Origin of the sequence: Gordonia sp. SL306, assembly GCF_026625785.1 — a bacterium.
Lineage (GTDB): Bacteria > Actinomycetota > Actinomycetes > Mycobacteriales > Mycobacteriaceae > Gordonia.
The window spans coordinates 1334651-1346824 of record NZ_CP113063.1 but is presented as its reverse complement, the minus strand read 5'-3'; the positions used below and the strand labels follow the sequence as shown (position 1 = coordinate 1346824).

At 67.2% G+C, this 12174-nt stretch carries 9 protein-coding genes; 3 read left to right on the top strand and 6 right to left on the bottom strand.

The window, feature by feature from the left end; all coding sequences use genetic code 11:
• The first annotated feature begins 3 nt into the window (after nucleotides 1–3).
• A complete protein-coding gene (locus OVA31_RS06035) occupies nucleotides 4–696 on the top strand; it encodes a DUF3093 domain-containing protein (RefSeq protein WP_267630203.1) in 693 nt (230 codons plus the stop codon).
• Nucleotides 697–713: 17 nt separating this feature from the next.
• On the opposite strand, the gene OVA31_RS06030 is transcribed toward OVA31_RS06035, so the two are convergent.
• Nucleotides 714–2747, bottom strand: coding sequence for an acyl-CoA dehydrogenase (locus OVA31_RS06030; protein WP_267630202.1), 2034 nt, complete (start codon nucleotides 2745–2747; stop codon nucleotides 714–716).
• A gap of 177 nt (nucleotides 2748–2924) precedes the next feature.
• Here OVA31_RS06030 and OVA31_RS06025 point away from each other — a divergent pair, with 177 nt between their 5' ends.
• Both OVA31_RS06025 and OVA31_RS06020 read left to right on the top strand, forming a co-directional pair.
• Nucleotides 2925–3647 (top strand): TetR family transcriptional regulator, encoded by a 723-nt coding sequence (locus OVA31_RS06025; protein ID WP_267630200.1) that lies wholly within the window; start codon nucleotides 2925–2927, stop codon nucleotides 3645–3647.
• A 113-nt stretch (nucleotides 3648–3760) separates the two neighbouring features.
• Complete coding sequence (locus tag OVA31_RS06020; RefSeq protein ID WP_267630199.1) at nucleotides 3761–4924, top strand: acyl-CoA dehydrogenase; 1164 nt, start codon at nucleotides 3761–3763, stop codon at nucleotides 4922–4924.
• An 81-nt stretch (nucleotides 4925–5005) separates the two neighbouring features.
• Here the strand turns inward: OVA31_RS06020 and OVA31_RS06015 are convergent, their stop codons facing one another.
• The 5 genes from OVA31_RS06015 to OVA31_RS05995 form a co-directional block, all read right to left on the bottom strand.
• Nucleotides 5006–5554, bottom strand: coding sequence for a YdcF family protein (locus OVA31_RS06015; protein WP_267630197.1), 549 nt, complete (start codon nucleotides 5552–5554; stop codon nucleotides 5006–5008).
• Nucleotides 5555–5769: 215 nt separating this feature from the next.
• Nucleotides 5770–7239 (bottom strand): NAD-dependent succinate-semialdehyde dehydrogenase, encoded by a 1470-nt coding sequence (locus OVA31_RS06010; protein ID WP_267630196.1) that lies wholly within the window; start codon nucleotides 7237–7239, stop codon nucleotides 5770–5772.
• Nucleotides 7240–7288: 49 nt separating this feature from the next.
• Entirely contained in the window at nucleotides 7289–9259 is a 1971-nt protein-coding gene (locus tag OVA31_RS06005; protein WP_267630195.1) for a primary-amine oxidase, read from the bottom strand.
• A gap of 65 nt (nucleotides 9260–9324) precedes the next feature.
• Nucleotides 9325–10677, bottom strand: coding sequence for a 4-aminobutyrate--2-oxoglutarate transaminase (gene gabT, locus OVA31_RS06000; RefSeq protein ID WP_267630194.1), 1353 nt, complete (start codon nucleotides 10675–10677; stop codon nucleotides 9325–9327).
• 10 nt (nucleotides 10678–10687) lie between these two features.
• Nucleotides 10688–12082 (bottom strand): aminobutyraldehyde dehydrogenase, encoded by a 1395-nt coding sequence (locus OVA31_RS05995; RefSeq protein WP_267630193.1) that lies wholly within the window; start codon nucleotides 12080–12082, stop codon nucleotides 10688–10690.
• Nucleotides 12083–12174 lie beyond the last annotated feature (92 nt).

Here is a 12174-nt window from a genome sequence, read left to right as displayed (position 1 = left end):
GACGTGACCGAACCGGACGAGTCGCGCCCCGACGACGAGGCGAACGAGATCCCCGACGTCGCGGAGACCGCTGACGAGTCAGACACCACGGCCGAGGCCGCCGACGACACTGCGGCCGACGACACTGCGGCCGACGACACTGCGGCCGACGACACTGCGGCCGACGAACCGTCCCCCACGCCCGAGCCTGCCGAGCCGGTCGACGAGGGCGAGGTGCTGTTCTACGAACCCGGCGGCAGCTGGTGGGTGGTGTCGATCGGCCCGATCCTGATCGGCGCCGTACTCGCGATGGAGATCGCCGGACCCGGCCAGGTCCACTGGCCGGTGATGATGATCTTCGCGGTGATCCTCGTCGGCTTCTCCCTCGTACAGGTCCACGCGGCCCGCACCCATGTCAGCGTCCGCCTCACCGAGGCGACCCTGCAGCAGGGCACGCGCAAGCTGCCGTTGACCGACATCGCGAAGATCTATCCCGAGAACAACGGTCCCGAGCATCAGACGTGGGAGAGTGCACGGGCGCTGGGTGAACTCCCCGCCGTGCCCCGCCGCCGCAAGGGGGTTGGCGTGAAGCTTGCCGACGGCGGGCTCGCCCAGGCCTGGGCCCGCGACGTCGGGCGGTTCCGCGACGAACTGACCGTCGCCCACCAGGCGGCGCAGATGGGATTGCCGCCGCGCGGCAGACGCGACGACAGCTGAGCCCCGTCTCTCGCCGCTCAGGCGTTCGACAGCATGGCGGCGCCGAGCAGTCCCTCCGGCACCCCGAAGGCGTCGACGAGGCTCCGCGCGTGCGGCCGCAGCTCCGTGCACAGTTCGTTGACGCCGCGACGGATCGCCTTCGCGCGCTCCACCGACACCTGTCGGTGCATCAGGAACCACGACAGATCGCTCTCGAGGGCCGAGTACACGAACAGATCGCACACCTTGCCCAGAACCTCTGCCGCCGAGCGTGAATCACAGTCGTTGATGGCCTGGATGAAAGCCTCGAGCACGACGCGTTCGGTGCGTGCCCGCCCGACCTTGAGTAGGTGGTCCTGCGCGTTGTTGAACACCTCGAAGGCATCGTTGCCGTCATCGAGGGCGACCCGCAGTCGCTGCGCACACGTGCGGATCAGGTGATCCTCCCGGTTGCGGAAGAGTCGGATCTGGGTGCCGCGGTTCGTCAGGTTCGACTTCTCGGTGTCCTCGTCGGAGCCCTCGAGCAAGGTCTGCACCACCTGCCGAGCGGCAGTCTTCTCGACCACCACGTCGCGTGCCATCCCCACGACGAACCGCACCCAACCGGCCGTCGAGAGACCTTGCACGTCTTCGGCATAGGCGGACAGCAGCTCTTTGCCGACGAGCTGGGTCAGGACGGTGTTGTCGCCCTCGAAGGTGGTGAAGACGTCGATGTCGCCACGCATGATCGAGAGCTGGTTCTCGTCGAGATAGCCTGCGCCGCCGCATGCTTCACGGCACTCGTTGATGGTGTGTGAGGCGTGCCAGGTGGCGTACGCCTTGAGTCCGGCGGCGTCACTCTCCAGCTGCCGCTGACGGCCGGCGTCCGAATCGTCGGCAGCGCCGGACTGCACCTCGTGGAGTTCGGAGGTGAGCTCGTTCTGCGCGCAGGCGATCGCATACGACTTCGCGATGAGGGGCAGCAACTTTCGCTGATGCGCCAGATAGTCCATCACGACGATCTCGTCGGTTCCCTCAGGAGCCTCGAACTGCTTGCGTACCAACCCGTATCGCGTCGCCAGAGTCAAAGCCTTACGACCGGCCGCGCCTGCGGTGGCGGCGACACTGACCCGGCCTCGGATCAGCGTGCCGAGCATGGTGAAGAAGCGGCGGTTCGGGTTCTCGATCGGTGAGGTGTACGTGCCGTCGGCCTCCACATCGGCGTAGCGATTCAGGAGGTTCTCCGCCGGGATGCGCACCTGGTCGAAGGTGATCCGGCCGTTGTCGACGCCGGCGAGGCCGCCCTTGTATCCGCAGTCACTGGTGGTCACGCCCGGCAGATCGTCGCCGTTCTCGTCGCGGATCGGCACCACGAAGCAATGCACGCCGCGGCTCGACGGCTCCTCGCCCGGACCGCCGGTGATGAGCTGGGCGAACACCGCGGCCACCTGGGCGTGCTGGGCAGCGCCGCCGATGTAGTCCTTGCGCGCCGACGGCGTCGGCGAGTGGATGACGAACTCCTCGGTCGCGGCGTCGTAGGTCGCCGTCGTCTCCAGCGCCTGCACATTGGAGCCGTGGCCGGTCTCGGTCATCGCGAAACAGCCGAGCAGATCCAGGTTGATGATGTCGGTGACGTACCGATCGTGGTGCCGCGCCGTCCCCAGGTTCTCGACGGCACCGCCGAACAGTCCCCACTGGACGCCGGCCTTGACCATCAGCGACAAGTCCGCGTACCCGAGCATCTCGATGGCCGTGATGGACGCGCCGACGTCGCCGGATCCGCCGTGGTCCGACGCGAATCCGGCTGCGGCGAAACCGTTCTGCGCCAATTCGCGCATCTCCGCGAGAATCCGCGTGCGGGCCTCGTCGAGGGTGCGGGACGGGTCGGGGAGGAGGTCGGAACGATCGGCGCTCTCGCGGACCAGGTCGCGGGTGGCGCGCCACCGTCCGTCGAGGACGTAACGGAGGTTGTCGACGAGCAGCGCACGCTCGTCGGACGTCAGGTCGTCGGTTGGTGGGGTGACGGCGTCGGGGTCGTCGGTGACGTCGGTCTCCGAGACGGTGGTGGAGGGACTCTCGATGGGAGTTGCCATGCCCCCACGTTACGTACCGGACCGGCGCGGGTTGAGGGGTTTGTGGCGGCTGCTACCCCCGGTGCGTTCTGTGTCTCTGGCCGCACCCTCGTGTTCCGGCTGGGGGATCGGAGTGCGGCCAGAAGGTGAATGTGCGGCCGGAAGCGGCGAGGTGCGCGCGTCGGCGATACTGAACCCATGTCGACGGCAACGGATGCGATCACCCCCGACCCCGCGGACTTTCGTGTCCACGTGGTCGCCGAGTCCATCCGGCTGTTCTCCGAACAGGGTTACGAATCGACGACGGTGGAGCAGATCGCCGCGGCCGCGGGCATCTCGAGGCGCACCTTCTTCCGGCAGTTCGGCGCCAAGGAAGACGTCATCTTCGCCGACCACGAAGCTCTCCTGGCGCAGGTGGCCGCACATCTCGAGGCCGCCGACGGCGATCCATGGGTCGTGGTGTGCTCGGCTGCGGAGCAGGTGTTCGCACACTTTCGGGACACCCGCGAGCTGGCTGTACGACGGTTCCGGGTGGTGCAGGAGGTGCCGGCGCTCCGCGACCGCGAACTGGTGACCACGTATCGATATCAACGGCTCTTCGAGGACTTCCTGCGCGTCCGGTTGCCGGGGGAGTCGCCGGTGCGTGTCGTCGCGTACGCCGCCGCTATCACGGGCGCGCACAACTATTTGCTGCGGTCGATGATCCGCGGCGATGCCGACGCCACGATGGAGCGATTGCGCGCCGAACTCGGACGGGTGCGCGCAAGCTTCGCTGCGTCGGCTCCGGCAGGGCAATCCGGATCGGCCGAGGCCGGGGCAGTGGTATCGGTGGTCACCTACCCGTCGGGGACGTCGGCGGATGAGATTGCGCGGCAGGTCGCCGAACAACTGCGTGCAGAGCAGCGACATCGCGGACAATGAGAGTAAGCGTCAGGAGCGGCTTGGCACTGAGTGCCGCAGTGCGTTAGCCTGGATCTATTCGATGGCACGCAGTGTCATCGCCATGCACAGCACAGACTCGTAAGGGAGTGATCATGGGATTCGGTAACCCGGAATTCAACGTCTTCGAATTGCCCGAGGAGCACGTGGCGCTGCGCGAGGCGATCCGTGCGTTGTCCGAGAAGGAGATCGAACCGCACGCCGCGGACGTCGATGAGAACTCGCGGTTCCCGCAGGAGGCCCTCGATGCCCTTGTCGCTTCGGGCTTCAACGCGATCCACGTGCCGGAGGAGTACGACGGCCAGGGCGCCGACTCCGTCGCCGCCTGCATCGTCATCGAAGAGGTCGCGCGCGTGTGCGCGTCGTCGTCGCTGATCCCGGCCGTCAACAAGCTCGGCACCATGGGCCTGATCCTCAACGGCTCCGACGAGCTGAAGAAGCAGGTGCTGCCGTCGATCGCGTCCGGTGAGGCGATGGCGTCCTACGCACTGTCCGAGCGCGAGGCCGGCTCCGACGCCGGCTCCATGAAGACCCGCGCCCGCAAGGACGGCAGCAGCTGGGTGCTCAACGGTTCCAAGTGCTGGATCACCAATGGCGGCAAGTCGAGCTGGTACACCGTGATGGCCGTGACCGATCCGGAGAAGGGCGCCAACGGCATCTCGTCGTTCATGGTGCACAAGGACGATCCGGGCTTCACCGTCGGACCGCTGGAGAAGAAGCTGGGCATCAAGGGCTCGCCGACCGCCGAGCTCTACTTCGAGGACTGCACCATTCCCGAGGACCGGATCGTCGGCGATGAGGGAACCGGTTTCAAGACCGCGCTGCAGACGCTCGACCACACCCGTCCCACCATCGGCGCGCAGGCCGTCGGGATCGCGCAGGGTGCGCTCGACAAGGCGATCGAATACGTCAAGGACCGCAAGCAGTTCGGTCAGTCGATCAGCAAGTTCCAGGGCGTCGAGTTCATGATCGCCGACATGGCGATGAAGGTCGAGGCCGCTCGCCTGATGGTCTACACCTCGGCCGCGCGCGCCGAGCGCGGCGAGAAGAACCTCGGGTTCATCTCCGCGGCGTCCAAGTGCTTCGCCTCCGACGTGGCCATGGAGGTCACCACCGACGCCGTGCAGCTCTTCGGCGGCGCAGGCTACACCCGCGACTTCCCGGTCGAGCGCATGATGCGTGACGCCAAGATCACCCAGATCTACGAGGGCACCAACCAGATCCAGCGCGTCGTCATGAGTCGCGCGCTGCTGCGCTGACTCAGCCGGCCTTTCGCTCACGCAATCCGTTCCCGCTCATTCGTCCGAGTGAGCGGGAACGGAGACGGTGAGCGAAAACGGTCAGGCGTACGCCGGACGGAAGTCGAGACGGACGTGTGCCTTCGCGGCTGCGTCGCGGAAGTCCTTCATGGCGCGCGGCATGTGGAAACCGTTGGTGACGATCAGCGCACCTGAGGCGCCCATAGCCTTGAGCATGCCGACCGTGTTGCCGGCGTTCTGGACGGTGCTGGTGGACGCACCCTCGTTGACCATCTGCCAGACCGGCACACCGCGACGCAGCAGGCCGACGTTCATGAACTGCGCCTCCGACACCGGTAGCCACCAGGTGTTGCCCCCGGAGACGATCATGCGGTTGAACGGATGGGATTTCGCGAGCCCGGCGGCGACGTTCATCCGCTGATTCAAGATCCCGGGCGTCTGCCCGAAGGTCCCCATCTTTGCCCCGAGCACGACGATGTAGCGCGTCGGCGGACTCTGCCAGAGGAACAGGCTGTTGGGCGACAGCAGATCGGAACTACCCGGACCCGGCGCGGCCTGCGCAGGCGCGGCGACCGTGAGGCCCAGTGCGGCGACGAGTGATACGAGAATGGCGGTGACCCTGACACGCATGTGCACGAGTGTACGGAAATCGCCGAAAGTCGCATCTGTACGACACAACCGGCGTCCAGCGAATACCGTTCCGGAAATCCGCCCCCGAAAACCGCCCCTCAGGAGTGCGCCGCTGACATATTGTCGACGGCGGCCCTGCAGAGGGCGGTTTTCGGGGGCGCTTTTCAGGGCCGCGGTGCTGCGTCCTTCGGGAATCAGGCATCGGCGCCGGGACCTCAGGTCAGCGCGATGTACTTCACCGACAGATACTCCTCGATGCCCTCGCTGCCACCCTCGCGTCCGATGCCTGATTGCTTGACGCCGCCGAACGGTGCGGCGGGGTCGGAGATCACGCCCCGGTTGACGCCCACCATGCCCGAATCGAGAGCTTCCGCGACACGCATGCAGCGGTCGAGGTCGCGGCTGTAGAAATACGAGGCGAGCCCGTATTCGGTGGAATTGGCAGCCTTCACGGCGTCGGACTCGGACTCGAAGGTGCTGATCACGGCGACCGGGCCGAAGATCTCGCCCCGTGTCACCGCGGCGTACGCGTCGACCTGATCGAGCACGGTCGCCGGGTAGAAGAAGCCCTTGCCCTCGGGCACCTTGCCGCCCAACCGGACTCGTGCGCCGTCGGCGACGGCGCCGTCGACGGCCTCGGCGACCTTGTCCCGCTGCTTGGCGCTGACCAGCGGCCCGAGCGTGATCCCGGATTCGTAGCCGGGGCCGAGGCGCGCCGCCGACATCTTCTCGGTCAGCTTGGCGGTGAACTCCTCGGCAACACCGGCCTGCACCAGGAATCGGTTGGCCGCCGTGCAGGCCTCCCCGCCGTTGCGCATCTTCGCCGCGAACGCACCCTCGACCGCGGCGTCGATGTCGGCGTCGTCGAACACCAGGAACGGAGCGTTGCCGCCCAGCTCCATCGACGTACGCTGCACACGTTCGGCAGCTTGCCCCAACAGGTTCCGGCCGACCGGGGTGGAGCCGGTGAAGCTGATCTTGCGGATCCGGTCGTCGGTGATGATCGCCGTGGACAGGTCGCCGGAGCTGCTCGTCGGCAGCACCGACAACACGCCGCCGGGCAGCCCGGCCTCGGCGAACACCTCGGCGAGTGCCAGCATGGTCAGCGGTGTCTCGTGTGCGGGCTTCACCAGCATCACGTTCCCGGCGGCCAGCGCGGGCCCGATCTTGCGGGTGCCCATCGCCAGCGGGAAGTTCCACGGGGTGATCGCCAGGCACGGACCCACGGGCGCGTGCGAGACCAGGATGCGCCCGGTGCCCGCTGGTGATCGCGTGAACCGGCCGTCGATGCGCACCGCCTCCTCGGCGAACCATCGCAGGAACTCGGTGCCGTACTTGGTTTCCGCGGCACTGTCGGGCAGCGCCCGGCCGAGCTCGAGCGTCATCAGCAACGCGAGGTCGTCGGCGCGGTCGGTGAGCAGCTCGAACGCTCGACGGAGGATCTCACCACGCTCGCGCGGCGGGGTGGCCGCCCAGTCGTCGGCCGCCGCCACCGCCTTGTCGAGCGCCAGTCGCGCATCCTCGACCGTCGCGTCGGCCACCGACACCAGCTCCTCCTCGGTGGCCGGGTCGTACACGGCGAATGTGCCGCCCGCCGTCGACGGCACCGACGCGCCGTCGATCCAGAGTCCGGTCGGGACGCCGTCGAGAACGGCCTGCGGGTCCACCACGTCGTTGTTGCTCATTCGGTCTCACATCCTTGTCAGTTGCGTGCGAGCAGGTACGGGGCAGCGATCAGTCGTCGCCGTGGCAGCTGTGCGAACCCGGCGAGGGTTCGACGTCGAGCGCGGGGTTCCGGTCGAAGAAGCCGAAGGGCTTGAGCCAGAACGACACCGTGTCCACCGGCATCACCGGCCAGTCCTCCGGACGGGTGATGTGATGGATGCCGAAGGTGTACCAGAGCACGACGTCGGTGTCGAGAATCGGACGATCGGCCTTGGTCCATTCACCGAGTCCGGTGTCGTGATCTGACTGGTTCACGAACTCGCCTGCCGGCCAACGCTCATCGGGCTGATTCGGGGTCACCCACAGGGTGTGGCCGATCACCGTCGCCCGCCGGAAGATCGGCGACGCCGGATCGAACATGGGCGGTAGCGCCCCGGTGGGCACCAGCTTGTAGGCGGGGTGGTGCCCGAGCGCCGTGGTGACGTTGGTGTTGGCGACCTTCCACGCCCGCTGCGTCGCGAAGTTCATGTTCTGCATGCCCTCCGACTCGGTGCGCAACGCGATGTTCTGCTGGATCAGCGAGAGTCCGAGCGGATTACCGGGGCCCATCGGTTCGGCGACGGTCTCCGACGAGAACACGGTGTTGTCGGTGCCGTCGATGTCGAGGTCGAGCCGGGCGACCAGGAAATGCTGGTGAAACGGTGCGTAGGTACGGTTGTCGACGGTGGTGCCGTGCGGGTTCGACGTCACGCCGGGTGGCATCGGGGTGGTGACCATGATGCCGGTGGCCCGCACCTCGCATTCGATGTTGCCGTCCTGATAGAACCGCCAGTAGACGAGGTACTCGTAATTCGCCACAGTGACATGGGAACTCACCGTGAGGCGCCGCATCCGGCGGACCTCGGCACCGGCGTCGTGGTCGACGTGCTTCCAGAGGACCGCGTTGTCCTCCTCGTGGATGCAGATGGCGTTGGTGATGGTGAACGGCTCGCCGGCGCTGTCGTGCAGCACGGCGTCGAGATAGCGGATCTCGCCGAGGCAGTCGCAACCCAGCTCCAGTGAGGTGGTCATGAAGCCGAGGCCCCACTCGCCGATGTCGAATGCGGTGCGGCGGTAATGGTCCTCGCAGTGGTCGCGGTAGGGGACCATCATCTCGGCGAATGAGAGTCGATGTGCAACACTGCGTTCCCGGCCGGCATCGTGATAGCTGACGGTGTGCAGCGTCATGCCCTCGCGATAGTTGAAACCGACCCGCAACGACCAGTTCTGCCACGTCAGCCGGTTGCCCTCGAGGGTGAACGACGGCCCCTCGGGCTGGGTGATCTCGAGCGGCTTCAGAGGCGGACGGCGGGACTCGTCGCGGATGCGCTGCGGAATGTGGCGGGGCACGTACTCGCCCATCACCTCGGCCTGCTCGAATCCGCCGCTGTCCTCGATGCGCAACAGCTCCATGGTGTTCACGTCGATCACGCAATGCAGCCCCGCAACGGGATTGGCGTACGGATTCGCACCGTCGGCGTCCTTGACCCAGGTGTCCGACCAGCCGAGTCGGCGACCCTCGAACTCCCTGGGGATCACCGCGCCGCCATAGGTCCAGGTGTCCATGAAGACCTTGTCGAGGTCGGTGATGCCGCGACGCGCGAGCGCCGCCTGCACATCCGGATGCGCCCGCAGGACACGATCGCATTCCTCGAACTCGTCGACGGTGAAGTTCGCCTGGACGCCCGGCAGATGGTCGAAGGAGTCGACGGTGCCGGGCGCGTCGGGATCCGTGCCGAGAGTGAGAAATGACTTGTAGGTGGCGTTCGCCCCGGAGTCCAGACAGATGACGACGGCTCGGCGTGCCGGCGCGGTGCCGTCGGCCCCGTACGCCGCGAGCTCCGCCTTCGTCGGTTCGGCGAGCTCGATCGAGGCGATCCGCCAGCCGTCGCCGACGCCGTGCTCACGCGCGAGAAGGGCGGTGACCGCCCGGAACTCGTCGGCGCCGAGCGGATCGAGCGGATGCCCGAAATCTGTTGCCTGAGCTGCCGTGTCCGTCATGGGCGGTCTCCTTGCTCGTCGGTTTGCCGTGCTCGTCGCGTGCTGTTCGTCGGATACCGTGCAGTTCAGTCGGCGGCGAGCGCCTCGCCGATGATGTCGAGTCCTTCACCGAGAAGTTCGTCGTCGATGGCCAGTGGCGGAAGCAATCGCAGGATGTTGCCGAATGTGCCACAGGTGAGCACGATGACGCCGCGAGAGAGGGCATGTGCGGCCGCTGATTTGGCCAGTTCCGGATCGGGTTCGGTTGTGCCAGGCCTGACCAGTTCGACGGCAACCATGGCGCCCCGGCCACGGATGTCGCCGATCACGTCACGTCCGTCACCGGCCAGCGACGCCGCGGTCGCCGACAGCGACGACAGGATGAGTTCGCCGATCTGCCGGGCACGCGCCGGCAGATCGAGCGTGGTCATCTGGTCGATTGCCGCGAGGGCGGCGGCGCATGCCACCGGGTTGCCACCGTAGGTGCCCCCGAGCCCGCCGGGGTGGACGGCGTCCATCAGCTCGGCGCGTCCGGTCACTGCCGAGAGCGGCATCCCGCCCGCGATACCCTTCGCCATCGTGACCAGGTCGGGGATCACGCCCTCGTGGTCGCAGGCAAACCAGTCGCCGGTGCGGCAGAAACCGCTCTGCACCTCGTCGGCGATGAACACCACCCCGTTGGCACGGCACCACTGCGCGAGCGTCGGCAGGAATCCCGGTGCGGGAACGATGAATCCGCCCTCGCCCTGGATGGGTTCGACGATCACCGCGGCCAGACTGTCGGCACTGATCTGCTTGTCCATCATGGTGATCGCCCGATTCGCGGCGGCCACGCCGTCGGCGCCGAGTGGGTCCCGGTAGGGATAGCTCATCGGCATCCGATAGACCTCGGGGGCGAACGGCCCGAAGTTGTGTTTGTACGGCATCGTCTTCGCGGTCAATGCCATCGTGAGGTTGGTGCGACCGTGGTAGGCGTGGTCGAAGGCGACCACCGCGTCGCGACCGGTGGCCAGTCGCGCGATCTTGACCGCGTTCTCGACGGCCTCGGCGCCCGAGTTGAACAGCACGGTGCGCTTCTCGTGATCGCCAGGGGTGAGCTCGTTGAGCTTTTCGGCCACCGCGACATAGCCCTCGTACGGCGTGACCATGAAGCAGGTGTGGGTGAACTGATGAGCCTGCGCGGCAACGGCGTCGGCCACCGCAGGGTTGCTCGCCCCCACGGTGGTCACCGCGATGCCCGACCCGAGGTCGATGAGCGAGTTGCCGTCGACGTCGATGATCACGCCACCGTCGGCGTCGACCGCGTACACCGGGGCCGCCGACCCGACGGCGGGCGCCACCGCGGCCCGCCTGCGGACGGTCAGCGCGCTCGACCGCGGTCCGGGCAGTTCGGTCACCAGATGCCGCTTCTGTGGCAACAGGTGGGCCATGGTGGTCATCGCATTCACCTCACTCGATGTTGCTCATCACGTGCTTGACCCGGGTGTAGTCCTCGATACCGTAGAGCGACAGGTCTTTTCCGTGGCCGGAATGCTTGAAGCCGCCGTGCGGCATCTCGGCGACCAGCGGGATGTGGCAGTTGACCCAGACGCATCCGAAGTCGAGGGCGGACGACATCCGCATGGCCGTCCCGTGGTCGGTGGTCCAGACGCTCGACGCCAGACCGAAGGCCACGTCGTTGGACATCTCGACGGCCTGGGCCTCGTCCGTGAACGGCTGAACCGTGATCACCGGGCCGAAGGTCTCCTCCTGCACCAGCTTGTCGTCCTGCCGGACTCCGGTGATGATCGTCGGCTCGACGAAGAACCCCTTGTCGCCCTTGCGCTTTCCGCCGGTGGCGACCGTCGCGTGCGACGGGATGCCGTCCAGGATGGCGGTGACCTTGGAGAAGTGGTTGACATTGTTGAGGGGTGGGACGGTCGCCTTCTCCGCCTCCGCGACGAGCAGGTCGACGACCTTGTCGTGGATGGACTCGTGCACCAGGACGCGGGTGACCGCCGTGCAGTCCTGGCCGGCGTTGAAGAACGCGGCCGCCGCGAGCGGTTCGATGGTCTTGTCGAGATCGGCGTCGGCGAACACCACGGCCGGGGCCTTGCCGCCGAGTTCGAGGTGTGCGGTCTTCAGCTGCTGCGCGGCGGACACCGCGACGGCGATCCCGGCCCGTACCGAGCCGGTGATGGACACCATCCTGGGGGTGGGATGACCCACCACGGCAGCCCCGGTCTCGCCGTTGCCCAGCACCACGTTGAGCACGCCCGGCGGCAGGATGCCCTGACTGAGCTCGGCCAGCACGAGAGTGGATTCGGGCGTGGTGTCCGACGGCTTGAGGACCACGGTGTTGCCCGCCGCGATGGCCGGTGCGATCTTCCAGATGGCCATCATGAGCGGGTAGTTCCACGGCGTCACCTGGCCGATCACGCCGACCGGTTCCCGTCGGACGAACGAGGTGTGGCCGGACATGTACTCGCCCGCGGACTTGCCCTCGAGCATGCGGGCCGCGCCCGCGAAGAACCGCACCTGGTCGGCGCCGACCGTGACCTCCTCGTCGGCGATCTGCTCGTCGGGCTGGCCGGTGTTGCGGGCCTGCGCTGCGACGAGTCGGTCCGACCCGGCCTCGATCGCATCGGCGAGCTTCAGCAGCGCCTTCTGACGCTCGGACGGCGTGGTGGTGCTCCAACCGGCGAAAGCTGCGGTGGCCGCCGACATCGCGGTGTCGACGTCGGCTGCGGTGGAGACCGGAGACACGGCGACGACGGATTCGTCGACCGGATTGACGATGTCGATGGTCTCGGTGGACGTCGACGGCACGAACTCGCCGTTGATGTAGTTCTGCAGTACGGACATGGGTCCAGTGTTCGCCTGTCCGCGGCGCGACGCGGCCTGACATTCTGTACAGGCGCAGGCGGAGTTCACTCCATCATGTCCATTCGTCGCTA